Source organism: Robertkochia aurantiaca (assembly GCF_020166495.1).
GTDB classification, from domain to species: domain Bacteria; phylum Bacteroidota; class Bacteroidia; order Flavobacteriales; family Flavobacteriaceae; genus Robertkochia; species Robertkochia aurantiaca.
On record NZ_JAINZS010000001.1, the window covers coordinates 261623 to 286667 of the forward strand.

Annotated in this window: 22 protein-coding genes; 14 read left to right on the top strand and 8 right to left on the bottom strand. The window is 43.6% G+C overall.

Annotated features, from left to right (window positions below; translation table 11 throughout):
• Positions 1-18: 18 nt before the first annotated feature.
• From K7R10_RS01205 to K7R10_RS01215, 3 genes are all read right to left on the bottom strand, one after another.
• On the bottom strand, positions 19-1872 hold the full coding sequence (locus tag K7R10_RS01205) for a DNA topoisomerase IV subunit B (protein WP_224482856.1): 1854 nt from the start codon (positions 1870-1872) through the stop codon (positions 19-21).
• Positions 1873-2074: 202 nt separating this feature from the next.
• Positions 2075-3166, bottom strand: a complete 1092-nt coding sequence (gene ychF / locus K7R10_RS01210; protein ID WP_224482857.1) for a redox-regulated ATPase YchF — start codon at positions 3164-3166, stop codon at positions 2075-2077.
• Positions 3167-3255: 89 nt separating this feature from the next.
• The gene (locus tag K7R10_RS01215) at positions 3256-3609 is read right to left on the bottom strand and encodes a 4Fe-4S dicluster domain-containing protein (RefSeq protein ID WP_224482858.1); all 354 of its coding nucleotides are present in this window, start codon (positions 3607-3609) and stop codon (positions 3256-3258) included.
• A gap of 78 nt (positions 3610-3687) precedes the next feature.
• On the opposite strand from K7R10_RS01215, the gene K7R10_RS01220 reads away from it, so the two are divergent.
• The 11 genes from K7R10_RS01220 (at position 3688) to K7R10_RS01270 (ending at position 16625) form a co-directional block, all read left to right on the top strand.
• Complete coding sequence (locus K7R10_RS01220; RefSeq protein ID WP_224482859.1) at positions 3688-4749, top strand: acyl-CoA reductase; 1062 nt, start codon at positions 3688-3690, stop codon at positions 4747-4749.
• Between the two features lie 266 nt (positions 4750-5015).
• The gene (locus K7R10_RS01225; protein ID WP_224482860.1) at positions 5016-6977 is read left to right on the top strand and encodes a helix-turn-helix domain-containing protein; all 1962 of its coding nucleotides are present in this window, start codon (positions 5016-5018) and stop codon (positions 6975-6977) included.
• Between the two features lie 182 nt (positions 6978-7159).
• Positions 7160-9148, top strand: coding sequence for a helix-turn-helix domain-containing protein (locus K7R10_RS01230; RefSeq protein ID WP_224482861.1), 1989 nt, complete (start codon positions 7160-7162; stop codon positions 9146-9148).
• 220 nt (positions 9149-9368) lie between these two features.
• Positions 9369-9872, top strand: a complete 504-nt coding sequence (locus K7R10_RS01235; RefSeq protein ID WP_224482862.1) for a hypothetical protein — start codon at positions 9369-9371, stop codon at positions 9870-9872.
• 252 nt (positions 9873-10124) lie between these two features.
• Positions 10125-11189, top strand: coding sequence for a 3-phosphoserine/phosphohydroxythreonine transaminase (gene serC, locus K7R10_RS01240; RefSeq protein ID WP_224482863.1), 1065 nt, complete (start codon positions 10125-10127; stop codon positions 11187-11189).
• Positions 11190-11215: 26 nt separating this feature from the next.
• On the top strand, positions 11216-12169 hold the full coding sequence (locus K7R10_RS01245; protein WP_224482864.1) for a D-2-hydroxyacid dehydrogenase: 954 nt from the start codon (positions 11216-11218) through the stop codon (positions 12167-12169).
• 275 nt (positions 12170-12444) lie between these two features.
• A complete protein-coding gene (locus K7R10_RS01250; RefSeq protein ID WP_224482865.1) occupies positions 12445-12915 on the top strand; it encodes a DUF6146 family protein in 471 nt (156 codons plus the stop codon).
• 26 nt (positions 12916-12941) lie between these two features.
• A complete protein-coding gene (locus K7R10_RS01255; protein WP_224482866.1) occupies positions 12942-13250 on the top strand; it encodes a DUF6787 family protein in 309 nt (102 codons plus the stop codon).
• 51 nt (positions 13251-13301) lie between these two features.
• Positions 13302-13604, top strand: a complete 303-nt coding sequence (locus K7R10_RS01260) for a hypothetical protein (RefSeq protein ID WP_224482867.1) — start codon at positions 13302-13304, stop codon at positions 13602-13604.
• 57 nt (positions 13605-13661) lie between these two features.
• Positions 13662-16070 carry a TonB-dependent receptor gene (locus K7R10_RS01265; RefSeq protein ID WP_224482868.1) on the top strand — a complete coding sequence of 803 codons (2409 nt, stop codon included), beginning with the start codon at positions 13662-13664 and terminating at the stop codon, positions 16068-16070.
• A 15-nt stretch (positions 16071-16085) separates the two neighbouring features.
• A complete protein-coding gene (locus K7R10_RS01270; RefSeq protein ID WP_224482869.1) occupies positions 16086-16625 on the top strand; it encodes a type 1 periplasmic binding fold superfamily protein in 540 nt (179 codons plus the stop codon).
• A gap of 55 nt (positions 16626-16680) precedes the next feature.
• Here the strand turns inward: K7R10_RS01270 and K7R10_RS01275 are convergent, their stop codons facing one another.
• The 3 genes from K7R10_RS01275 to msrA are packed head-to-tail and all read right to left on the bottom strand — an operon-like array spanning position 16681 to position 18173.
• Complete coding sequence (locus tag K7R10_RS01275; protein WP_224482870.1) at positions 16681-16974, bottom strand: hypothetical protein; 294 nt, start codon at positions 16972-16974, stop codon at positions 16681-16683.
• A 49-nt stretch (positions 16975-17023) separates the two neighbouring features.
• The gene (folE, locus tag K7R10_RS01280) at positions 17024-17620 is read right to left on the bottom strand and encodes a GTP cyclohydrolase I FolE (protein WP_224482871.1); all 597 of its coding nucleotides are present in this window, start codon (positions 17618-17620) and stop codon (positions 17024-17026) included.
• Complete coding sequence (gene msrA, locus K7R10_RS01285; RefSeq protein WP_224482872.1) at positions 17610-18173, bottom strand: peptide-methionine (S)-S-oxide reductase MsrA; 564 nt, start codon at positions 18171-18173, stop codon at positions 17610-17612. The genes folE and msrA overlap by 11 nt, the downstream gene beginning before the upstream one ends.
• Before the next feature lie 188 nt (positions 18174-18361).
• Between msrA and K7R10_RS01290 the strand changes: the two genes are divergently transcribed.
• Together K7R10_RS01290 and K7R10_RS01295 are read left to right on the top strand one after the other, a co-directional pair.
• Positions 18362-19024, top strand: a complete 663-nt coding sequence (locus tag K7R10_RS01290) for an ABC transporter ATP-binding protein (RefSeq protein WP_224482873.1) — start codon at positions 18362-18364, stop codon at positions 19022-19024.
• A 13-nt stretch (positions 19025-19037) separates the two neighbouring features.
• Positions 19038-19811 (top strand): TIGR02757 family protein, encoded by a 774-nt coding sequence (locus K7R10_RS01295; protein WP_224482874.1) that lies wholly within the window; start codon positions 19038-19040, stop codon positions 19809-19811.
• Positions 19812-19820: 9 nt separating this feature from the next.
• Here the strand turns inward: K7R10_RS01295 and K7R10_RS01300 are convergent, their stop codons facing one another.
• A complete protein-coding gene (locus K7R10_RS01300) occupies positions 19821-21620 on the bottom strand; it encodes a cytochrome-c peroxidase (protein ID WP_224482875.1) in 1800 nt (599 codons plus the stop codon).
• 79 nt (positions 21621-21699) lie between these two features.
• Positions 21700-23253: a PhoX family protein gene (locus K7R10_RS01305; protein ID WP_224482876.1), complete on the bottom strand. Its 1554-nt coding sequence runs from the start codon at positions 23251-23253 to the stop codon at positions 21700-21702.
• A 300-nt stretch (positions 23254-23553) separates the two neighbouring features.
• On the opposite strand from K7R10_RS01305, the gene K7R10_RS01310 reads away from it, so the two are divergent.
• The gene (locus K7R10_RS01310; protein ID WP_224482877.1) at positions 23554-25044 is read left to right on the top strand and encodes a S10 family peptidase; all 1491 of its coding nucleotides are present in this window, start codon (positions 23554-23556) and stop codon (positions 25042-25044) included.
• The last annotated feature ends 1 nt before the right edge of the window (position 25045 follow it).

The following is a 25045-nucleotide window of genomic DNA, read 5'->3' on the forward strand; positions in this document are numbered from 1 at the left end:
CGGGTTTTTCGGGCAGAACTATTCCTCGATCACATCGAGCTCTACCTTCAGGTTTTCAATGATGAATTTTTGCCGGTCAGGGGTGTTCTTTCCCATATAGAATTCCAGCAGGCTTTCTATAGACATCGCTTTGTCGAGCATGACAGGATCCAGGCGGATATCGTCACCGATAAAATGCTGGAACTCATCAGGTGATATCTCACCAAGTCCCTTAAATCGCGTAATCTCCGGTTTTCCCTTGAGCTTTGCTATGGCAGCTCTTCGCTCTTCTTCACTGTAACAGTAAATGGTTTCTTTCTTATTACGCACCCTGAAAAGCGGGGTTTGAAGAATATACAAATGTCCTTCTTTGATCAGCTCGGGGAAGAATTGCAGAAAGAAGGTGATCAGCAGTAACCTGATGTGCATCCCGTCGACATCGGCATCGGTAGCGATCACGATATTGTTGTATCGCAGATCTTCCATCGATTCTTCGATGTTAAGTGCCGCCTGCAGCAGGTTGAACTCTTCGTTCTCATAGACGATCTTCTTGCTCATACCATAAGTATTGAGCGGTTTCCCCCTAAGACTGAACACGGCCTGAGTATTCACATCTCGCGACTTGGTGATCGATCCTGATGCTGAATCTCCCTCTGTGATGAAAAGGGTGGTGTCCAGCCTGCGATCTTTTTTCATATCGCCCAGGTGAATTCGGCAATCCCTTAATTTTTTATTGTGGAGACTCGCTTTTTTTGCTCTCTCCCTGGCCAGTTTCCGAATACCTGAGAGCTCTTTCCGCTCTTTCTCGGCCTGCATGATCTTACGTTGGATCTTCTCAGCCGTTTCAGGGTTTTTATGAAGGTAATTGTCCAGTTGAGTCCCAATGAAATCATTTACATAGGTTCGCACAGTAGGCAGGTTTCCTCCCATATCTGTAGACCCCAGCTTGGTCTTTGTCTGGCTCTCGAAAACAGGTTCCATTACCTTGATGGAAATGGCCGAAATGATCGACTTCCTGATATCGGAAGCGTCATAATTCTTACCAAAAAAGTCCCTGACCGTTTTTACCACCGCTTCTCTGAAAGCAGCCAGGTGCGTTCCTCCCTGGGTGGTGTTTTGCCCGTTCACAAAAGAATGATATTCTTCGCTGTACTGGGTCTTACTGTGTGTAATGGCCACCTCTATATCATCACCTCTCAGGTGTATGATAGGATACAGCATATCTTCAGCATTGGTACTGTCTTCAAGCAGGTCTTTCAGTCCGTTTTCTGAATAGAACTTTTCTCCGTTGAAGACAATGGTCAGGCCCGGATTGAGATACACATAATTCCTGATCATGCGTTCTATATACTCATTCCGGTATTTGTAGTTTTTGAAGATGCTTTCATCGGGAACGAAGGTAACCTTGGTCCCTCTTCTTCTGGAGGTTTCATCAAGTTGCTCTTCGTTCACCAGGTTCCCCTGCTCGAATTCAGCAGCTCTTGATTTACTATCACGGTTTGATTCGACTCTGAAGTAGCTCGACAAGGCATTGACCGCCTTGGTACCCACCCCGTTGAGTCCGACAGACTTTTTAAAGGCCCGGGTATCGTATTTCCCCCCGGTGTTCATTTTCGATACTACGTCGACTACCTTTCCCAGCGGGATACCCCGGCCATAGTCTCTCACCGTTACCCGTTCGCCCTGTACAGAGATCTCGATGGTTTTCCCTGCTCCCATGACGAACTCATCGATACAGTTATCCAATACTTCCTTTACGAGAATATAGATCCCGTCATCGGCAGAAGAACCATCACCCAGTTTCCCGATATACATACCGGGACGCATTCGTATGTGTTCCTTCCAATCGAGCGATCGGATATTCTCTTCGGTATACTGTGTCGTTTCAGCCATAGTTCTTTCGAAATGGGTTTGTGCTAATATACTGTTTCGTAGTATAAAATAAAATACACCTTAAACAAAGTAATTAACAAGGAAATGCTGATTCCTGTTAAGAACCTGACAAAAAGTTGGTTAAAATAACAGAAAGCTGATAATATCCTAAAACAAGAGATCCGTAATCCGGAAATCAGGCGCTGAAATGACCTTCTGAAGATCAGACGTTAAAACGGAAATGCATCACGTCGCCGTCTTTGACGATATACTCCTTCCCTTCTACCCGCATCTTTCCGGCTTCTTTCACTTTGGCCTCACTGCCATAAGAAGAATAATCGGCAAAGCTGATTACTTCGGCACGAATAAAGCCCTTTTCAAAGTCGGTGTGTATCACCCCTGCCGCCTGTGGAGCTGTCGACCCTACAGGAACCGTCCAGGCCCTGACCTCCTTTTCACCGGCCGTGAAATAAGTCTGCAGATCCAGCAGCTTATATGCAGCCCGAATCAGTTTTGAAACCCCTGCTTCTTCCAGGCCGATATCTTCAAGAAACATCTGTCTTTCTTCGTAGCTTTCCAATTCTGCGATATCTGCTTCTGTAGCGACTGCCAGCACGAGTATCTCAGCATCTTCATCTTTCACTGCCTCACGAACCTGGTCGACATGGGCATTGCCTGATTTTGCTGAAGCCTCATCGACATTGCAAACATATAGTATTGGCTTTGCGGTAAGAAGCTGCAGACCTTCAACGAAAGGCTCCTCTTCTTCGGTCACCTCCACTGCTCTTGCAGAAATACCGCTTTCGAGGGCTTTTTTAAATTTGTCGAGTACGGCCTTTTCCTTCTGGGCTTCCTTATCTCCGGTCTTTGCAGCACGATTCACTTTATCCAGTCGTTTTTCAACCGTTTCAAGGTCTTTCAACTGCAATTCGATATCGATGGTTTCTTTATCTCTTACGGGATTCACATTTCCATCAACGTGTACAATATTGTCATTTTCAAAACAGCGAAGCACATGAATAATTGCATGACATTCGCGAATATTCCCAAGGAACTGGTTTCCGAGGCCCTCTCCTTTCGAAGCTCCTTTTACCAGTCCTGCAATATCAACAATTTCAACGGTGGCAGGAACCACTTTCTGAGGATTTACCAACGATTCCAGTTCTTCCAGACGGGTATCGGGAACGTTCACCACTCCCAGGTTGGGTTCAATGGTACAAAAAGGGAAGTTGGCACTCTGTGCTTTTGCGTTCGATAAACAATTGAACAGCGTTGATTTACCTACATTGGGCAGTCCTACGATACCGGCTTTCATATATTCTGATTATTTGGCCGCAAAAATAACATTATTACATAAAAAAATCCCCGGGACTCCGGGGATTTTAGAATTATTTAGTATACAACTTATTCGTCGGGATGCATAAAGCTTTGTTTGGCGAGCAGTTCCTCCTCTGTTTCCACATGATCATCATCTGGCACACAGCAGTCTACCGGACAAACGGCGGCACACTGAGGCTCTTCATGAAAGCCCTTACATTCGGTGCATTTATCCGGAACGATATAATAGATCTCGTCGCTTACGGGAGTTTGTGCTTCATCGGCATCTACCTCTTTCCCATCGGGCAGCACCACCTTTCCATTCAGGGAAGTCCCGTCGCTGTAGCGCCAGTCATCTGCACCCTCATAAATAGCAGTATTCGGGCATTCAGGCTCACAGGCGCCACAATTTATACATTCATCGGTTATGATAATCGCCATATTTTTTCTTTTTCACTGTTTCTAATGCGTAAATTTGCTCATTCAAAAATAAAGAGCACCTTATATATACGCAAATTTATGGATGATATTCACGGCAGAATAGAAGCTTTTGTCAGATTGGGGAAATTTATGTCGCAATTTTCACAACCAACTCCTGAGAAAACCGATGATATTGCTGCTAACGACGAATTCTTTGAACGTTTTGACCAGGCAATAGAAGCTGCCTTCCACGCCAACTCCTGGTTTACCCGTGAAAATGTGGCGCACGCCTTGAAATCATGGTCTTCGGTTTTAACCGAAAAAGAACTCAAATCATGGATGTCATCTTACTTGCTGGAAGATTCAGAGCCTAAAAAGGTGGCCCTGATCATGGCCGGAAACATTCCTCTGGTGGGGTTTCATGATCTTTTATGTGTGCTTATTACCGGTAATACAGCGCTTATCAAACCTTCATCAAATGATGAAAAGCTGCTTCCGGTACTTTTGGAGTATCTGCAGGAAGTATACCCTCCCTTCAGGAAGCGTATAATTATACAAAAGGAGAACCTCAAGGATTTCGATGCCGTTATTGCGACGGGAAGCGATAATACCGCCAGATATTTTGAATATTACTTCGGAAGTAAACCCAATATCATCAGAAAGAACCGCAATTCTGTAGCCGTGCTCGACGGAAGCGAATCTGCAGAACAGCTGGAAGCACTCGGAGAAGACATCTTCAGGTATTATGGCCTGGGTTGCCGCAGTGTATCAAAACTCTTTGTACCGGAAGGGTATGACTTCGATCCTCTTTTTCAGGCTGTTTATAAATTCAGGTATCTCATCGAAGAAGATAAATATGCCAATAATTACGACTACAATAAGGCCGTCTACCTCATGAGCCTCTTCTCTCTCACTGAGAACGGATTTTTGATGCTGAAGGAAGATGAGTCATATGCCTCACCCATCGCCAGTGTCTTTTACGAAACTTACACAGATAAGAACAGCCTCAAAGAAAAGATCAGACAAGATGCTGATAAGATACAGTGCGTGGTCAGTAATGACTTTATCGAGGGAGAGGTGGCCTTCGGGCAAACCCAGCAACCCGGATTAAAAGATTATGCAGATGGGGTTGATGTGGTTCGATTTCTTTTAAGCGTGTAAATCAACAGAATCCTGCTATAATGTATTTGAGAACATTATGCATGAGTGATCTGTAATTCGAAGTGTATTAAAGCCCAAAATCCATTCATGTCAGAATTCCTCCAAGAAGAATTCTGAGTATTCACAGACTCTCCGAAGTCAATTTCCTGTTAAGTTATAGCTTTTTGAATTATACGGTGCAATGACCTTAATTTGCTATTTTAAATGTGGTTTTAACGTCTGATTTTCAGTAACTTTAATAGTCATCTGATCAAAAAATAATCATTATGGATACTGTTTCAGTTTCCATATCGTCAAACCCCATTATTGACAAACTCTCCAGGATTGTAATTGAGAATTTGGATCGTGAAGATTTTGATGTACATACCTTCGCCCGATTATCGGGAATGTGCAGGTCAGGCTTATATCGAAAAATTAAGAAGTCTACCGGAAAATCGGTAACTGAATTTATACGGGATATCCGTTTGAAAAAGGCCCTTGAATATTTAAGAACCAGACAATTCACCGTCTGTGAGGTATCTTATATGGTAGGGTTTCACAGTCCGACATATTTTAATAAGTGCTTTAAAGACAAGTATGGTTTCACCCCGGGAGAAACTGTATTACATGAAATGGAGGTCGATGAACTACTCTGTCACGAAGAAGTAAGCGCTCCTCATACAGTGACCATTCGATCAACTCCATGGGAACACCTATGGTGGTGGGTAGCTATCATCATTCTGCCTTTGGGAGCCTGGTATAACCTAAAAGCTCCGAATAAGTCATTACCGGTAAGCGAAGCGGTTTCGCAAAATATCAATAACCGGTCGATTGCGGTATTACCCATAAAGAACTGGACAGGGAATGAAAAGCTCGATTATATCTGTTATGGTGCAACCAATGCAATAATTTCTGAGTTGAGCCGAACCGGTTATTTTGAAAATATCTCTTCCATGCATAATGTTTTAAGCCTTAAAGATTCTGTTACCAGCAGTCGGGAAATTTCAGAAAAGCTTGGAGTAGCAAACATTCTTCAGGGAAGCCTGGAACAATCAGGGAATAAACTGAAGTTTTCTGTTCAGTCAGTAATTCCTTCCACGGAAGAGATACAGTGGACCCACGATTATATCATCGATTGGGAGCCGGATGAAACTTTTGCCATGCAGAAACATATAGCTGAGGAGGTGATCAAATCGCTGGGAGCAAAAAAATATGCGCGAGATTTTTGGGTGCCTGAGCCCTATCTGCCTGAAACAACCTCCGCTAAGGCCTACGAGCTAAGAACCAGAGCCCTGTTTCAGGTTAGCAAATTTACAAAGCGCGGGTGGAAAAACGGGATAGCCTTATATGAAAAGGCCATAGAAGAAGATCCTGATTATTACCAGGCATATCGCGATCTGGCCTATGCCTGGAAATACGGAGGACTGATCTGGGCTTATTGCAAGCAAGATGTCGCCTGGAGGAATTTAAAAAAATACCTGGCCAAGGCCATGACATATAATCCCGATAATGAAGAGTTCCTGATTCTATTAAAGGAGGGTTATTTTTATTTTGAATTAAACTCTGATCCTGATCACAGAGACTATCCCCGTCTGAAGGAAATAAGGCTCGAAGATCATATAAACGATTTCGCCAAAAAAATGGGCCAGTATCACAGGTCTATCGCGGTATTGGAAAGATCTTTGGAATTAGACCCTACCCTTTCGGCAAATAAAGCCTACCTGGCCATCAATTACCTCCTGTCAGGAGAGGAAGAAAAAGCAAGAAAATTAATCGATGAAAATTTTGAGTTTGGCAAAGATCAGATCGACTTTTTAAGAGAAGCTGCAAAGGTATATTTTTTGTTAGGTGATTACTCGAAAATGAGTCACGCAGTAGACACTTTCTACGCTACCTTCGAAGAACGTCCTCCTGCCATACAGTTCCTGAAGGCAATTAGCGCCGATAACAACCGAAATCCTCTTGAAAGAGATCAGGTTATCGGTGCCTTGCGTCAAGCATATCTGGATAAAGAATCAGGTAGTCCGGCCTGGTTTTTGGCACTCTATTATGCTCATAACAATAATATAACCGAAACCTTGGTATGGTTGCAACGATCTTACAAAGCGAGAGAGGTTGAAATGACCTGGCTGGCTCAGGAACCCTTACTTGAAATAGTCGGAAATCACCCGCGTTATATCGCATTACTTGACAGCATGAATTTCCCGAGAACCGCACGAAGATTCGTTTCTAATAATAATTCCCTTTAGTTAATAAATCTTGATCTGATCAGGTTGAATTTTGTGAGCTGCGTTTTAAAGAATTTTCAGCTATAATTCTAAAACAGGAACTCATCAAAACTATTGATTTACAGTGTATTAGAAGCTTATCAGGGCCGATTTTAAGCAAATTTTCAGTAACTTTAAGGTTCATCAATCAAAAATCTATCGCTATGGGTAATCGGCCGGTTTCCATGCAATCTGATGTCTTAATAAAAACCCTTTCAAGAATTGTAAACGAGAATCTGGACAGGGAAGAATTTAACGTGGAAACTTTTGCCCAACTCTCAGGTATGTGTCGGTCTGAATTATACCGCAAAATAAAAAAGCATACCGGAAAATCTGTAACTGCGTTCGTGAGGGATATTCGCCTGAAGAAATCTCTTGAATACCTTTCCCAGGGAAATCTGACCGCTTCTGAAGTTGCTTACAAAGTCGGATTCAGCAGTCCGACCTACTTTAACACTTGTTTTAAACAAAAATATGGCTTTACCCCCGGAGAGGCTACCCACCACCCCAAAGAGGTAAAAGAAATTCTAAGGAAAAGTCCCTTAGAAAAAGGTAACAATTCCAGTCTGGCTATTTTGAGGCTGCCAGAAATAGTCATAGCGGTTATTTCAGCGCTTACCCTGGCATCGATTCTTTTACTTGTACACAAATACAGCTCAGAACAAAATCAGACCGACATCCCGGGTTCTGCCGTTTCTTCTGAGATAAACATGAATAAATCCATTGCGGTATTACCCCTGAAGAACTGGACCGGGGAAGAAGATCATGAATACATCGCATACGGGATCACCAATGCATTGATTACCGAACTAGTTCAAACAGGATACTTTGAAAGAGTCGCTCCCATCGGCTATGTCATGGCTTATAAAGATTCTCTGTTAGATATCAGCCGAATAGCCAACAGTCTTAAGGTTGAAAATATTTTGCACGGTAGCGTTGAAAAGGCTGGTGATCAACTGAAATTTTCACTGGAATTCATACACCCTGAATCGAACCATGTATTTTGGACAGATCAATTCATTATAGACTGGAAACCTGAAGAAACCTTCGAAATGCAAAATATCATCACTTCCAGTGTTCTTATTGCTTTAAATCAAGATCAGGAATATCAACAATCCCCAATGTTTCCTGACGAAAGAAGAATCCCTGAAACCCCTTCTTCCAAGGCTTATGACTTAAGAGCCAGAGGCATCTATCAGACCACTAAGTTCACCAAAAGCGGATGGGAGAACGGGATACAACTACTTAAAAAGGCCGTAGAGGAAGATCCTGATTATTTACAAGCCTATCGAGATCTGGCCTATGCCTGGATGTATGGCGGATTTATATGGGCCTATGCCACTCAGGAAGAAAGTTGGTTGAATGCCAAAAAATATGCTTACGAGGCATTGTCCCTCAACCCTGATTTTACAGATATCCTGGTCCTTCTGAAAGAGGGTAGTTTTTATTTTGACCTGAAGGTTGATGCAATATCTGATGAATTCCCCGCTATGAATCAGATCAAACTGGAAAAATTTAATTTTGATGTAGCCTATAAACTGGGATATTTCGAGGATACAAAGAGAGCTCTTGAGAACTCTTTAAAGGTTAACCCTAATTTATCTACCAATTATGCCATCCTGGCCCTTACCTATTACCTTGAGGGAAATGATCAAACAGCCACCATGATACTTGATAACAATTACGAACTTCATAAAGACGATATTAATTTTCTCAGGGAATCATCGAAAACCTATTATTATTTAGGCGCCTACGATAAAATGCAGATCGCGGTAGATGATTTTTACCAGACCTTCGTAGAAAGACCGTCTATTATTTTATGGTTAAAAGCCATACTATCAGACCGAAATGGTGATCATCTCGACGTTCGGAAGATAATAGAAGAACTTAGAACGCGCTTTGAAATGAAACAACCCGGAAGCCCGGGCTGGTTTCTCGCTTTATACTATGCTTATAAAGGTAACCGAGAGCTTACCATTGATTGGTTACAAAAATCGTATAAGAGAAGAGAGGTCGAAATGACATGGCTGGCACAAGAGCCTCAGCTTCGTTTCCTGAAAAATGATCCTGATTACAATGCGCTGCTCGACAGCATGAATTTTCCTGATTATGCCAGAAGACCTGAAACAATCAGGAAACCTGTCATAGACTGAGATTATTTTTTAGTTGAAGGCAGAGTATGCGCTGAGCTTGTAAATAGGCTATACTTCATAAGTACTTTTTCACAAAAGCAACATAATTTAAAGGTTTCAATAAAATCTTGAAGTCCTTAGTTTATGTCTGCAATGATAATCAACTTAATTGATATGCAGGCACTTACTTAATATCGCAACTTTGTTTCTCAATCATTTATTAATCAAAAAACCAATTATTATGAAGACTTTAATGACAGCAGTTATCGCTTTCCTGTTAACAGGAGCGATCTATGCACAGGAAACGGCAGTAGAGCTGGAGGATGTAACCGTCTCAGCAATAAACGACCAATTCCTTCGCCTTGTGAACGATGATTACACTCCTGAGGTAGCCAAGGAGGTTCAGCTACAGGCTGCCATGTACGACCTTTTCAGAAATGCCCAGTACAGGATTTCGGCCAGGCCTTTGACATTTGCTGAGTTCACCTGTTCAAACGGAAGTATGTATACCAATTTTAACCATGACGGTAAAATTGTAAGCTGCAGGGAACGTTACAAAGATGTTGTTCTTCCCTTATCAATTCGCGAAATGGTATTCGAAGATCATGACGGATGGAGCCTTGAAAAAAATCAGTACCAGAGCTTCTTTAAGAATGATGAACTGATTAAAAGGGAATATCAGGTTAGTCTGGTCAGAGGCAAGGAAAAGAAAACCATGACCATCGATCTCAAAAACGAACAGTAATGAACAGAACTCTTTTTATGTTACCTGTAAACAGATCCGGGGAGCTTTTCAAATCTCCGGATTTTTTTATTTCTTAAAACTCAATAATTCTGTTAAAGATTTCATTTAATTCGATTGTCGTCGGTTTCTGATAAAAATCTGTCAATACCGGAACGGAAAACAGGGTGAAAATTATGAATTTCTTACACCGCTATTCCCATATTTATTACCAAATTTGTAGATGAGAGTAAACACAAAACCGACCTCGATTTTATGAAAAAACACAACTTTAGCGCAGGACCCTGCATTCTTCCGCAGGAGGTCTTTAAAAAAGCCTCTGAAGCCATCATCGATTTTAACGGATCAGGCTTGTCCCTGATAGAGATCTCACACCGCTCAAAAGATTTCGTAGCCGTCATGGAAGAAGCCATGGACCTTGCCATTGAGCTGCTCGGCCTGCAGGGAAAAGGTTACAAAGCCCTGTTTCTTCAGGGAGGCGCCAGCCAGCAATTCCTGAATGTCGCCTATAATCTGCTGGAAAACAAAGCCGCTTACCTAAATACAGGAACCTGGTCATCAAAGGCCATTAAAGAGGCAAAATTATTTGGTGACATAGTAGAGGTGGCAAGCTCGAAAGACAAAAATTTCAATTATATCCCAAAGGGTTATTCCATACCCAAAGATGCCGATTATTTTCACTGCACCTCGAATAATACTATTTTCGGGACACAGATCAAGGATTTTCCTGATACAGAAATCCCCATGATTTGCGATATGAGCTCAGACATTTTTTCAAGGGAACTTGATTTCAGTAAGTTTTCGCTGATCTACGCCGGTGCTCAAAAGAATATGGGCCCTGCAGGTACTGTTCTTGTGGTGGTTAAAGAATCCATTCTCGGAAAAGTTAGCAGGACCATCCCATCCATGCTTGATTACCGGGTTCATATCGAAAAAGAGAGCATGTTCAACACCCCTCCGGTTTTCGCTGTCTACACCTCTATGTTGACCCTTCAATGGCTGAAAAACCTGGGAGGTATCGCTGCTATCGAAAAGAAGAACGATGAAAAAGCTTCTCTCATCTATAATGAAATAGACAGAAACCCTCTTTTCAAAGGTTTTGCTGCAACAGAAGACCGTTCGGTCATGAACGCGACCTTCAACCTGACCGATGAAAGCCTTAAGCCGAAATTTGATACCATGGCTAAAGAAGCCGGTTTAAACGGAATTAATGGCCATAGAAGCGTAGGAGGCTATCGGGCTTCCATGTACAATGCCCTACCCCTGGAAAGTGTCGAGGCCTTGGTTTCGGTCATGCAGGAACTTGAAAAACAAGCATAAATCATAACATCAGAAATATTTTTTACATGAAAGTTTTAGCTAATGACGGAATTTCTGCCAGTGGAATAAAAGCGCTGGAAGATGCCGGATTTGAAGTGATCACCACCAAGGTTGCCCAGGAGCAACTGGCCAATTATATCAATGAAAACAACGTAGACGCCCTGCTTGTTCGCAGTGCCACCAAAGTGAGAAAAGACCTGATAGATGCCTGTCCTGATCTGAAACTGATCGGTCGCGGCGGGGTCGGAATGGATAATATCGATGTGGAATATGCCAAAGAAAAGGGCCTGCATGTGATCAACACTCCCGCAGCTTCATCGGCTTCTGTGGCAGAGTTGGTGTTTGCCCACCTGTATGGCGGGGTACGCTATCTTTTTGATGCCAACCGAAATATGCCTCTTGAGGGAGAAAGCAAATTCGGACAGTTGAAGAAATCATATGCCGGCGGAACCGAATTACGCGGAAAAACCCTTGGTATTATTGGTATTGGCCGAATCGGTCAAGAAACAGCCAAGATCGCGATTGGTGTGGGAATGAAGGTGGTTGCCTATGATCCTTTTATAGAAAGCATCGACATCCCACTGCATTTCTTTGACGGAAGATCGATGACCTTCAAGATCGACACCATCAGTAAGGAAGATCTGCTGAAACAAGCTGATTTTATCAGTGTACACGTTCCTGCACAAAAAGATTACGTGATCGGTAAAAAGGAACTTGAAATCGCTAAAGAAGGTGTAGGTATCATCAATGCTGCCCGTGGCGGAGTAGTTGATGAGGAAGCCCTGCTTGAAGCCCTTGAAAAAGGAAAGGTCGGATTTGCAGGTCTGGATGTTTTTGAAAACGAGCCAAACCCGGCGATCAAGGTACTTATGAATAATAAGGTATCTCTTACTCCTCATATTGGTGCTGCCACCAAAGAGGCCCAGGATCGAATCGGACTGGAACTCGCCGACCAGATCGTTAGCCTGCTTAAAAAGTAAGTATTCCTTTATTTAAAAAGTTGGGAGGCCGTCGGTTTTAAGACGGCCTTTTTTATTGGCTAATCTTATCATTACCAGAAAATAGCCCTGATTTTGATCTATCTTTAAATATCAGCCCACTGGTAATTACATCTATGCACACTACTCCATCTTAGCGCTTTCATCAACCACCTGTTGGCAGACTCTATTTTCATTGAAAATCAAGAGCTTATATGGCATTATTATTGATCCTCTTCCAAATGATTCGTATATTATAATAAACAGCAATTAATCAAATGAAATACATACAAACAATAATCCTCTTACTGTTAGTCATCATCATAGGCTGTGATACACAGAAAAGCGCTGTGAATGCCGATTCTGCAGATCTGGCCATCAGTGAGAAAGAAAAAGAAATTTTCCGGAGCAAGGAGCAGGATACCGTCACTATTGCAAACGATAGTGTCGAGTATGAGATAACCATAATAGAGCCGGGGTTTTACGCCTGGTTAAACAGTATCGCACAACCCAGGGGTTATTATTCTAAGGAATTCATGGAAAACAGGAACGATGTCTATGTGACAAACTGGAATATCAGGGCAACCCAACCCACCATCTACAATACCGACCTGTACCTGTGGCCCATAAATTACGACCCGTCAATCGATTACGGATACGAGGTTAACTACCAGTTATACAATTACTTCCTGTATTTTCAACGTAAATACAATCAACGCCTGGGGCCCTTTTTACCTAGAATTAATTGATTATCTTTGCAGCGAAATTTGATCAGATGAAAAAATTGAAAGCACGCTGGGGAGTTGAATCCAACTTCCAATTAGTCATCATTTTTATCGTTTTTGCCATTACCGGATCAACTGCTGCGAAGTTCGCCACGCCCGTAACCGAATTATTCGGGCTGCATGCCGACAGCGCTTCCCCATGGGTATACTGGCCGGTGCGTATTCTGGCTATTTTTCCACTTTACCAGATTCTTCTGGTGTTCTTCGGCTGGGTGTTCGGTCAATTTGCTTTCTTTTGGGATTTCGAAAAGAAAATGCTTTCCCGACTTGGCCTCGGATTCATTGTGAATAAAAAATAATTTGTTTTTTTTTAACATTTACAAACCGTTTAAATACATAGGTTTGTAGTGATGAAAACTGTACCAACCATTCGGTTTTATGCTTCATTGCTCCTGTTGCTGTTTATTTTCACTAAAACAGCAGGAGTTCATGGCTTTACGCATCCTTCCGATGAAGATGGTACGGAACAATGTTTTGTCTGTGAATATGCGGTTATTCAAGCCGTGACTCCTTGCGATCATGAAGGAGAACAGGATTACCTCTCACAGCCGCTCACGACTATAGTTTCTATTGAAAAGACCTTCCATCGTTTTTTCTTTGTACGCAAATCCACTGAGAACAGACTTTTCAGTCGCCCTCCCCCTGTCGGATGATCTAACCTGATCTGCGCTGACAATTAATAATTCCGAACCGGAAACCCTTTAACTTTTATGAGATCAATTTTGTTATCTGTCATCAGTATGTTGACAGGATTAACCCTATACGCACAGGATTGCGATGCCATCCTGATCGGAGATGTGGTAGATTTTCACGACGGTGATCCACTTGTCGGGGCTGTGGTTATTGCCATAGGAACCGACAAACAGGCCGTTACCGATTTTTACGGGAAATTTACCATAGACGGGGTGTGCAATGGAAAACTCAGCCTGCAGGTCTCCCATCCCCTTTGCAAAACCATTATTAAGGAAGTCATGATCGAAGGAAACAGCTATACAGAGATCAGGCTGGAGCACCATCTGGAGGAGCTTGGAGAGGTCGTTGTTACCGGGGAGTCTCTTGATACCGAAACCCGTACGGCCCAGGAAGCCGTATTGAAAACCGAAACCATCGAAAAGTACAGTGCAGGAAACCTGGGGCAGGCTCTTAAGGAAGTGAGCGGCGTCTCATCTCTGAGTACGGGAAGTACCATCGTCAAACCCGTTATTCAAGGCCTGCACAGCAGTCGTATTATCATTATGAATAACGGAACCCGCCTTCAAGACCAGGAATGGGGTATCGACCATGCTCCAAACATAGATGTGAATACGGCAGGTCGTATTTCTGTGATCAAGGGAGCAGCAGCTCTTCAATATGGAGGTGATGCTGTAGGAGGCACAATCGTGGTTGAACCCGGGAGAATAAATATGAACGATTCGATCTATGGAAAGACCATACTCACAGGAGCCAGCAATGGACGCGGTGGCGGATTGACCAGTCAGATCACCAAAAGCTACGACAATGGCTGGTTCGTGAACCTGCAGGGAACCCTCAATCGCTACGGTGATTTCAGATCTCCCGATTATTACCTGACCAATACCGGTTTTTACGAAAAAAACTTCTCCATTCGAACCGGTTTGAATAAGTTCACATACGGGTTTTCTGCCAACTATTCTTACTTTGATAACAAGATCGGCATTTTAAGAGCGTCTCATATAGGGAACCTCCAAGACCTGGAAAGAGCTATCAACAGCGATCAGCCACTGAGAATCGATCCTTTCTCTTATGATATCAATGCTCCTCGTCAACGGGTGATACACCGCCTGTTCAAGCTGGATTTCTTCAAGAGGTTCAGCGGCCTTGGCAAACTGGAATTACAATATGATTATCAACAGAACAATCGCCTGGAGTTCGATATCAGAAGGGGTGATGACAGCAATAAACCTTCGATCGATCTGGAGCTGACCACTCATACATTCATGGCCGACCTCGATTTTGATTCCGGAAGGAACGTACATATGAAAACCGGGATACTTCTCAGGTATCAGGAGAACTTTCCCGATCCTGACACAGGGGTGCGAAGACTCATACCCGATTACGAAAAATACGAAGCGGGAGTGTATCTCACCGGATTGTGGAACCTGAGTTCAGACCTTCTCCTGGAAGCCGGAGGGCGTTACGATTTTGTAAGAATGGATGCCCTTAAATTTTATGAGACCAGCCGTTGGAACCAGCAAAATTACCAAAGTGATTTTGCAGGGATCATCATTGAAGACCTCGGAGACCAATTGCTAACAAACCCCGTTTTTGATTACCATAACCTGGCAGCCTCAGCAGGAGCCCGGTATCATTTTTCTAATGAAGGGCAGCTTTCTCTGAACTATACCCTCTCACAAAGAGCCCCCAACCCGTCGGAACTTTTCAGCGACGGTCTGCACCACTCCAACGCGACCATCGAGCTTGGCGACCTGAGAATAGATCAGGAAGTTTCTCATAAAGTTTCTCTGACAGTGGAAAAGAATATTGGAAAACTTTCCTTCAGTGTGGCTCCCTACCTGAATTATATCAATGATTACATATTTCTTGAACCTACCGGAGCTGAGCAAACCATACGCGGAGCTTTCCCGGTTTGGTCTTATAAACAGACCAATGCCCGGTTTTTAGGGGTTGATCTCGATGCCGCCTATAGCTTTAACGAACACTGGAGTCTGTCGAATAAAACCGCCTTTCTGAAGGCCAAAGATGTAGGTCAGAACAGAGCTCTGATCGATATTCCTGCAGTGAATACCAGCACAACCCTGAGCTTCACCAAAAGATCATGGAAAGATCTGAGCATTAACCTGACAAGTGATTATGTATTCCGTCAAAATGAATTTCCTGATAACAATTTTACTATAGAAGTTATTGAAAACGGCTCACTGGTTGAGAAGGAAGTAGATATCAGTACTCCTCCCGATGCCTATCACCTACTGGGTATCGACGCCAGGACCCGTTTTGAACTGGGGAATAACAGCGATCTCACACTCGGATTGATCGCTACCAACCTGTTCGATACAAACTACCGTGATTATCTGAACCGATTGCGATATTATGCAGATGATCTCGGAAGAAACGTTCAATTACAAATTAAATTCACCTATTAATTAAATTCAATCACTATGAAAAACAGCAAATTATTAGCACTTATGTTCCTTGGAACAAGCCTGTTCACCTCCTGTTCAGATGACGATACCCCTGAGGTAATCAACGAAGAAGAGCTGATCACTCAGGTAACTCTTGACCTGACAGAAGTCGGTACCGGAACCACCCAAAGCGTGGTTTGGAATGTGGGCGAAGCCGCTCCAAACATTACCATAAACAGCGGTAGTTCATACGAGGTCGAAGTCGGATTTTTCGATGCCTCTACCCCCAGCGATGTGGAAAACATCACCGAGGAGGTCATTGCAGAGGCCGATGAGCACCAGGTTTTCTACGAGATTGCAAACGCAAGCCTGGAAATCGATCCCGCTACAGATGATTTCGAAGACAGCAGTAATAATCCCGTGGGGATTCGTACCGTATGGACAGGATCAGGAACAACTGCGGGTGTGGTTCGCGTATACCTGATTCATGAGCCGGTAAGTAAAACAGGAAATACGCGTGGAGATTTCGGCGGAGAAACCGACGTTGAAGCCGATTTTAATATCATCATCAACTAACTCCCGGAAAGCATAAAAAAGAAGATCCCCATTTCCCGGCGAAATGGGGATTTTTTTATGTAGTTGCCGCTTTGGCGGTCTTTTTACTGAAAACATAGGTATAAAACCACATCAGGGTAAAAGTGGGAATGATATCCAAACCAGGCACCAATTCTTCAACAAAACTGACTATCCCGGCTATCTGCCCTTTTCTGCTTTTGTACATTCTGGTCATAAGCCAGCCTGCTACGGGGGCCCAAAGAAAATCTGCAAACTCTCCTATTCCGGGATAGAGGTAAGAAGCCATTCCTACCAGGTCGAAAAGGATTCCCAGTACAAGGAGGGAGTATTTTTTTCTTTTAGAATCCATTTATCAAATGTAAAAAAAGCAGGGGGTATTTAAAAACCCTGTGAACAGTCTATCCGAGATCTGAGCTGATCAATTTCAGGAACTCATTACGGGTTTCCTGCTTCTCGAATTGTCCTCTGAAACCTGAAGTGGTGGTTACCGAATTCTGCTTTTGAACACCGCGCATCATCATACACATATGAGAAGCTTCGATTACCACAGCCACCCCTTTTGGTTTTAGCGTCTTATTGATACATTCAAGTATGTCATGGGTAAGGCGCTCCTGAACCTGCAGACGACGGGCAAAAACATCTACAATACGAGGCAACTTGCTCAAACCCACAATATATCCATCAGGAATGTAGGCGATGTGAGCCTTTCCAAAAAAAGGAAGCATATGATGCTCACATAAGGAATATAATTCGATGTCTTTAACGATTACCATCTCGTTGTAATCTTCACGAAACATGGCGCTCTTCAATATGGCAGAAGCATCCTGATAATATCCCTGGGTAAGAAACTGCATGGCTTTTGCCGCTCTTTCCGGCGTCTTTACGAGTCCTTCCCTTTCAGTGTCTTCTCCGAGTTCCTCTATGATTTGCTTGTACCGATTTCTTACTTCATCGGTTATTTTGATATTGTATTCTTCGAAGGTTTTATACGGCATTAGTGGTGTTCTTTAGTTTTGATTTGTATAAGGTACGTAGTTTTTCCAATTTAGGATCGATGATCACCTGGCAGTAAGGCTGTGATCTGTTGTGTTTATAATAATCCTGGTGGAAGTCTTCAGCAGGATAAAACGGACCCGCAGGACTTAGTTCTGTTACGATCTTACCGTTAAAGATGCGCTCCTCCTCCAACATCTCTATGAATGAACGGGCCTGCCGGCGTTCCTCCTCGGTATGATAAAATATCGCTGAACGGTACTGACTTCCGATGTCATTGCCCTGCCTGTTCAATGTGGTCGGATCATGCGTGGCAAAAAAGATTTCGAGTAAACCCCTGAAGCTTATCACATCAGGATCATAGGTGATTTTAACTCCCTCGGCATGTCCCGTTCTTCCGGTACATATCTCCCGGTAAGCAGGATTCTTTATGCTTCCGCCCGTATATCCCGAGACCACTTCGTGCACTCCTTCCAGGCGTTCGAAAACCGCCTCAGTGCACCAAAAGCAGCCGCCGGCCAGTAAGGCTGTTCTTAAATTGCTTTCTTCCTTCATAGCATTTTTCCAGTTTTGTTTAACAAATTTATCAAATTGATAAACATTATAAGTCTTTTTAACTAAGTATTGGCAATTCCCTTAAACCAGGCCGCTTTTAGTCGTGCAATCAACAAGGGTATTTCAAAAAACATGCCTTTTGTTTAATACTCAGGGTTTGCTTATTTTCACGGGCTATTACATACTACATGATCCAAGCCACTAATATACATAAGTCGTACGGCGATTTAGAAGTTTTAAAGGGTGTTGACATCAACATCGGGAAAGGAGAAATCGTCTCTATTGTAGGTGCTTCAGGAGCCGGTAAAACAACGCTTTTACAAATTTTAGGCACTCTTGATAAACCCGATGACCCTGCCGGTTGTTCCATACGTATCAACAAACAGGAAGTAAACAGACTCAATGATAAACAGCTGGCGAGATTCAGGAATGACCATATAGGTTTCATTTTTCAGTTCCACCAGTTGCTCCCTGAGTTTACAGCCCTTGAGAATGTTTGCCTCCCGGCTTATATTCAAAAGAAAAGCAAAGCTGAAGCAGAGGCTCGTGCAAAAGAACTTTTGGAGTTCCTGGGGTTGGCAAACAGAATAGATCACAAGCCAGATGCCCTTTCAGGAGGGGAACAACAACGGGTAGCCGTTGCCAGGGCCCTGATGAATAAACCCGATGTGGTGTTCGCAGACGAGCCCAGTGGTAACCTTGATTCTGAGGGAGCTGAAAAACTGCACCGCCTGTTCTTCGATCTGAGAGAGCAGTTCGGACAAACCTTTGTCATCGTTACTCATAACCGCGAACTGGCTGATATGGCCGACAGAAAACTGGTTATGGTCGATGGGCTGATCGAACAATAAAAAGGTTGCCAATATGTCAATACCCAAGGGGAAGGATTTAAAGTTATTTTTAGACCAAAAAGCCGATTTTTACAACCGTCCGGATTTTATTGATACTGATCCTATTCAGATACCCCGCTCCTTTTCTCAGAAGGAAGATATAGAGATCTCCGGATTCCTGGCAGCTACCATCGCCTGGGGAAACCGAACCAGCATTATCAATAATGCTAAAAAAATGATGGAGCTGATGGATGGAGCTCCCTTTGATTTTATTTCCAACCACACAGACGATGAGCTTCAGAAGCTTGTACCTTTTGTGCACCGCACCTTTAACGGTTATGATTTCATACAGTTCGCTCAAAGTCTTCAGCATATTTACCGGGAGCATGGAGGCCTTGAAACCGTATTTGCCTCTGCAGCCTCAGGTCAAAACCTCCAGCCGGCGATCAGTACATTTAAAGCCATATTTTTTGAAAAGGAACACCTCCCCAGAACGCGTAAACACATCTCAGACCCCGTAAGGGGATCAGCTGCCAAGCGAATCAATATGTTTCTCAGGTGGATGGTAAGAAAGGATGACAAGGGCGTCGACCTTGGTATTTGGAACTCCCTTTCCCCTTCACAGCTGTCTTGTCCGCTTGACGTGCATTCAGGTAAGGTTGCACGAAAGCTAGGTCTTCTCAAGCGCAAACAGAACGATGCCAAGGCAGTGATTGAACTTGATAAGGCCCTGAGAAAATTAAACCCCGAAGATCCGGTAGTTTATGATTTTGCACTCTTCGGTCTCGGGGTATTTGAAAAGTTCTGACAACAGGCTTTACAATTGCTTTACCGGCACGTCTGTGAGGGATTTCATAAATGCCACCAGGGCCTTTTGTTCTTCTTCGGTTAAGTCAAGTTTATCAAAGGGAAGGGTTTGATGAGGCAGGTCCATTCCCAGTCCGGCTCCCCCACCCTGATTGTAAAAATCAACTACCTGTTCAAGGCTGTCATAGACCCCATTGTGCATGTAAGGTGCCGTCAATGCCACATTTCTTACGCCTGGGGTTTTGAACATACCCTTATGTATCGGCTGTTCGAATTTCCAGAAAAACCCGAGATCGGTATCAAGACTGTTATTCGCTGCAGTAGCCGGCACTCCTATCACCTCTTTTTCGGTTTCCTTATAAAAAGGCGGTACCGTTCCGTTGGTCAGGGGTATGAAATGACAGGTAGCACAAAGAGCTTTTCCGGTAAACAGATTGAAGCCCTTCTTTTCCAGTTCGGTGTAAGTATCAGCTTCACCCCTGATATTACGATCAAACTTTGAATTGAATCCGTTCAGGGTACTTATGTAGGAAGCTATAGCCTTTACCACCTCTGTGTTTCTCGCAGATACCCCTCCATAGGCTTCTTCGAATAATCTGATATAAGCGGTATCCTTAAGAATTTCATCAGAAAAACGATGTACAGGAGTGTCGAATTCCTTTTCGTTGGTAAATACCATCCCCACCTGATCGATAATATTTTCGGCCCTTCCGTCCCAGAAGAAATTTTGCTGAAATGCAGCATTCACCAGCGTTGGAGTATTTCTTTGAAGAAGCTCTCCGCGATTATCAAAATTGACCCTCAGTTGGTCGGTCCACGCTTTCGACGGGAGGTGACAGGTGGCACAAGACATCTTTCCGTCTTGTGATAAGTTCTTTTCGAAAAAGAGTTTTTCTCCAAGGGCAATCTGTTTTTCGTTTGGATCAGCATTTCTTGCAGGCGTAAAATACTTCAGGTTAAACGAATTGCTCTCAAAGAAAGTTGGTGCGTCAAAATTAAAAGGAAAGTCATCTCTTCCTTTCCATAATCCTGAACGCTTTCTCATCTCTACCCAACTACGAGTTAGAGGGTTCATATATTCCCTTATGAATTCATAACGATCGAAATTTTCAAAATCGTCTGATTTTTCAAGATATGTGACTGCCCTGGCGATAGTTTCTTTTAGTTTACCATCAAGTTCAGGATCTTTCTCTTCCATTAAAGGCGAAAGGCTGGCACTGTAAACATCATTTAGAGAACGCAACGATTCGGCAGATTCGGTTATTCCGGCCTGACTTACCGGGGTATCAAATCCCGTAATGCCATGTGTGATGATACGCAATAATTGCTGATGTGTGCTTATAAAAAAACGCTCAGCATTGACTTCTCTCTTTTTTACCTGCCTCAGCAGGTTCTGCATCAAACCTCTGGTCACAAATACCTCATGCCTGAATAACCGATCATCATCGATGCCTTCATAGATACTTTCCTCTATTTTTTGAAGTCCGACGGGAGGCATGGTTCTGAGATTATCTTCCTTGAAAACAGGCAGTGCCGGTCCGTTTACACGATGTCCTACCTCCGGGTTCAGATAAGCTATAAAAGGCTCTGCCCGCTTAAAATTTATTCTTACCCGATGAAAGAGCTCCCTGGAATTCGAATGACTTGCAGTCATCTTTTCAAGGCTTTCAAGATCTTTAATTGCCTGTTCGAGGCTGGATTGGTAGTAGTCGTGTGCCGCAGTCCAATCGGGACCCAGCATAGTCTGAGGATTATTTCGGCATCCCGCGATGAGAACAGATAGCAGTAACAGTAAATAGGCTTTATTCATGACGATTTCTTTTAATAAAGAGATCCCCGTATCATACGGGGATCCCTGGTTGGTTGATTGGTTGGTGGTGGTGAGTCACCTAGCGGGGTAACCCCTGCAGGATCACGATCTGTGATGCCTGGTCGTCTTCATAAACTGATGAGAAATCGTGCCCGTCAAGACTTTTAAAACTTTCATCTTCCCAGTAATGCGGCTGCAGAGCCAGAACGAAGGTATCGGGCTGACCGATTTTATCGCTGATATCTACAAGAGACCCGAATTCACCGCTGAAGCCGGTACTGAAATCATTAGCCAGGTCTTGTCTTACTACCAGCTCAAGCACCTTCTGAGCGTTATTGCCATTCAGGTCTGTCTGGTAGATGTACGCAGCATGACCTCTGCTGAAACTGTTCGGATCTTCCTGTATGTAAACAAAGTTTTCAGTAACACAGATATTATCGGGACTTTGCAGCAAAGGCAGGTTTCCGTCCATATTATTGGTGTCGGTATTTCCGCTTACCACCTGGGTAAGCTTGCCCGTCAACGGAGCATCGGCATCCAGCTGAAGCCTGTAAACAGTGCCCCAGTCGTTATAAGTACCGCGCCCGGGCCCTCTTCCGGTTACGGCGAAGTAGACATTTCTTCCGTTAGCATCGCTTCCTTTTTGATAGTCAACATCTTCTACCCTCATAAAATGAGAAGCAAAAACCGCTTCTGAAGCATTTTCCATTTCTTCCTTGGTCAGGTCCTTTCCGTTAGGAATCTCAACAAATTCCACATCATAGGTACTTCCGAAATCGAGATGTTCTTCGGTATAAGTAGTATTGGCAGTAGCATCAGTAACACCCCCGTTACCATCTGAAACCTGCTTCAGACGTAATACATAGATCTTCCCGTTCTCCAGGTCATCATCTCCGTTTTCTGAGTAATAAAGGGTTACCTGCCCTTCAGAACCTGAAGAATCATCATCACCTCCAATAATCACGGTTTTCCCGGCATAGGCATTTTGAGGAAGCGGAACGGCATTCTCCCACGAAAACTCACCTAAGGCATCAAGGCCAAAATCAGCATTCGGCCTAGGGTTTTCTACAAAAGGATCGATACCCTTTACATCGTAATTAATACTTTCTGAGGCAGAAAGGAACAGGTCCTTAGATCCTCCGTGAACGGCTGCTTCCCACATAGTACCGGAACATTGGCGCGCGTAGTCTGCTACTCCTGAATTCAGAAGGTAGTCTCCTGAGACCGGATTCATAAATTCATCGAAACGAATGCGGGCTACGGCATAGCTGTCTTCACAGTTCACCACGTACATATACCCGTCACCATCTTTCAAAAAACCGGCTCCGTCTGCTGAACCCGCAAGCTGAAAATCCTCTCCGATGATATCAGGTGTACTGACCAGTGAAAAAGCTTTTACATAATTGAATTGGGGTGCAATGGCTACCAGGGGATCAAATCCTGATTTATTCTCGAAAATGGTCGGTTGGGGTTCAAAATCTTTCCCGTCGGCTCCGTCCTGTCCGTCAAGACCGTCAATACCGTCACGACCGTCACGGCCATCAACACCGTCTTCAGGGCTACAGCTGAGCACCATTAAACCTGCTGTTAGCAACAGCCCGGCTTTCATAAAATTGGTAACATTCAAAGTCATTTGATTAGTTTTTTGGTTTTATGCTGCCAAAATTATGTCACCTCCCCCTAAAGGGTGTTAAGGGGTTTTAGTCAATACATTATGTAAAGCTTATTCTAATGTTAAAACGTTAAGCCGAGGTTAGTATTTAGACTCATTCCTGATTGTAAGAGCATATTCTGTCGATGTTTTCAAATCTCATACAACTGTAATCAATTGACCTTCAGCACATAAGTGTTTTGCCGGAAATCATAATCATCGCAGCACTCATGAAATGCCGCATAATTGGTTATTTTTAGCTGAGAATAAAATCAAAAACATATGAAGCATACTTTATTTACGCTCGTTCTGGCATTCTTATGTACGGGTCTGCTGGGCGCGCAGGAACGAAAAATTCCTGTTGACACCATGGTTGTTACCAGTCATGAGGTCAATATCAAGGGAAACAGTGTCAAATACAACGCAGCTACCGGTACTCTTCCTGTATGGGATGAGGACGGAAAGCCCATTGCAACCCTTTTCCACACTTATTATTATCGCACCGATGTGAAGGATCGTACAGAAAGACCGCTTATCATTTCCTTTAACGGAGGCCCCGGTTCAGGTTCTGTCTGGATGCACATTGCCTATACAGGTCCGAAAGTGCTGAAAATAGATGAGGAAGGATATCCGATACAGCCTTACGGAATAAAAGATAATCCCCACTCCATATTGGATGTGGCAGATATCGTTTTCGTGAACCCTGTCAATACCGGATATTCGAGAATGATCGCAGATAAAGAAGGTAAGTACCCGGACAGGGAGAAGTTCTTCGGGATACGGCCTGATATCAAATACCTGGCAGAATGGATCAATACTTTTGTAACCCGAAACAATCGCTGGCGTTCACCTAAATATATTATCGGTGAAAGCTATGGGGGCACACGGGTGGCCGGACTTGCACTGGAATTACAAAACAGCCAGTGGATGTATCTCAATGGGGTGATCATGGTATCGCCGGCTGATTATACGGTCTTACGCCGTGGCGGACCGGTGGCAGAAGCGATGAACCTCCCCTATTATACCGCTGCTGCATGGCACCATAAGGCACTCCCTTCAGAATTACAACAGAAGGACCTGCTGGACATCCTTCCTGAATCAGAAGAGTTTACCATAAACACCCTTATTCCTGCTCTGGCCAAAGGTGGGTTCATCTCACAGGGAGAAAAAGAAGCTGTAGCCGAGAAGATGTCATATTATTCTGGTATCTCGAAAGAAGTCATTTTACAGCAACACCTTTCTGTACCCAACCGGTTTTTCTGGAAAGAACTTCTGAGAGATAAGGGATATACCATTGGAAGATTGGATTCAAGGTACCTGGGAATTGATCGTAAAGAAACCGGAGACGGACCCGATTACAGTGCTGAGCTGACCTCATGGTTACATTCGTTCACGCCTGCGATTAATTATTACACGCAGGAAGTGCTGAAGTTCAGGACAGATGTGAAATACAATATGTTCGGACCTGTAAGACCGTGGAACAACGACGACGACAACACAAGGGAAGACCTGCGCCAGGCGATGGCTCAAAACCCATACCTGAATGTTCTTTTCCAGTCAGGGTATTACGATGGGGCCACCACTTATTTCAATGCGAAATATACCATGTGGCAGCTTGACCCCTCCGGTAAGATGAAAGAAAGACTTTCATTTGAAGGATACCGTAGCGGTCATATGATGTATCTCAGAAACGAAGATCTAGAAAAGGCCAATGACGATCTGAGAGCTTTTATCGAAAAGACCAAAACAGAAGGAGAACCGGCAAAGTATTAAG

What these genes read in the sequence shown, in the direction of transcription:
- K7R10_RS01310 (WP_224482877.1), top strand. Translation starts at nt 23,554, where the DNA reads ATGAAGCATACTTTATTTACGCTCGTTCTGGCATTCTTATGTACGGGT.
- K7R10_RS01230 (WP_224482861.1), top strand. Translation starts at nt 7,160, where the DNA reads ATGGGTAATCGGCCGGTTTCCATGCAATCTGATGTCTTAATAAAAACC.
- K7R10_RS01260 (WP_224482867.1), top strand. Translation starts at nt 13,302, where the DNA reads ATGAAAACTGTACCAACCATTCGGTTTTATGCTTCATTGCTCCTGTTG.
- K7R10_RS01290 (WP_224482873.1), top strand. Translation starts at nt 18,362, where the DNA reads ATGATCCAAGCCACTAATATACATAAGTCGTACGGCGATTTAGAAGTT.
- K7R10_RS01275 (WP_224482870.1), bottom strand. Translation starts at nt 16,974, where the DNA reads ATGGATTCTAAAAGAAAAAAATACTCCCTCCTTGTACTGGGAATCCTT.
- K7R10_RS01300 (WP_224482875.1), bottom strand. Translation starts at nt 21,620, where the DNA reads ATGAATAAAGCCTATTTACTGTTACTGCTATCTGTTCTCATCGCGGGA.
- serC (WP_224482863.1), top strand. Translation starts at nt 10,125, where the DNA reads ATGAAAAAACACAACTTTAGCGCAGGACCCTGCATTCTTCCGCAGGAG.
- K7R10_RS01215 (WP_224482858.1), bottom strand. Translation starts at nt 3,609, where the DNA reads ATGGCGATTATCATAACCGATGAATGTATAAATTGTGGCGCCTGTGAG.
- K7R10_RS01255 (WP_224482866.1), top strand. Translation starts at nt 12,942, where the DNA reads ATGAAAAAATTGAAAGCACGCTGGGGAGTTGAATCCAACTTCCAATTA.
- K7R10_RS01225 (WP_224482860.1), top strand. Translation starts at nt 5,016, where the DNA reads ATGGATACTGTTTCAGTTTCCATATCGTCAAACCCCATTATTGACAAA.
- msrA (WP_224482872.1), bottom strand. Translation starts at nt 18,173, where the DNA reads ATGAAGGAAGAAAGCAATTTAAGAACAGCCTTACTGGCCGGCGGCTGC.
- K7R10_RS01295 (WP_224482874.1), top strand. Translation starts at nt 19,038, where the DNA reads ATGTCAATACCCAAGGGGAAGGATTTAAAGTTATTTTTAGACCAAAAA.
- K7R10_RS01270 (WP_224482869.1), top strand. Translation starts at nt 16,086, where the DNA reads ATGAAAAACAGCAAATTATTAGCACTTATGTTCCTTGGAACAAGCCTG.
- folE (WP_224482871.1), bottom strand. Translation starts at nt 17,620, where the DNA reads ATGCCGTATAAAACCTTCGAAGAATACAATATCAAAATAACCGATGAA.
- K7R10_RS01265 (WP_224482868.1), top strand. Translation starts at nt 13,662, where the DNA reads ATGAGATCAATTTTGTTATCTGTCATCAGTATGTTGACAGGATTAACC.
- K7R10_RS01305 (WP_224482876.1), bottom strand. Translation starts at nt 23,253, where the DNA reads ATGACTTTGAATGTTACCAATTTTATGAAAGCCGGGCTGTTGCTAACA.
- K7R10_RS01235 (WP_224482862.1), top strand. Translation starts at nt 9,369, where the DNA reads ATGAAGACTTTAATGACAGCAGTTATCGCTTTCCTGTTAACAGGAGCG.
- K7R10_RS01245 (WP_224482864.1), top strand. Translation starts at nt 11,216, where the DNA reads ATGAAAGTTTTAGCTAATGACGGAATTTCTGCCAGTGGAATAAAAGCG.
- ychF (WP_224482857.1), bottom strand. Translation starts at nt 3,166, where the DNA reads ATGAAAGCCGGTATCGTAGGACTGCCCAATGTAGGTAAATCAACGCTG.
- K7R10_RS01250 (WP_224482865.1), top strand. Translation starts at nt 12,445, where the DNA reads ATGAAATACATACAAACAATAATCCTCTTACTGTTAGTCATCATCATA.
- K7R10_RS01220 (WP_224482859.1), top strand. Translation starts at nt 3,688, where the DNA reads ATGGATGATATTCACGGCAGAATAGAAGCTTTTGTCAGATTGGGGAAA.
- K7R10_RS01205 (WP_224482856.1), bottom strand. Translation starts at nt 1,872, where the DNA reads ATGGCTGAAACGACACAGTATACCGAAGAGAATATCCGATCGCTCGAT.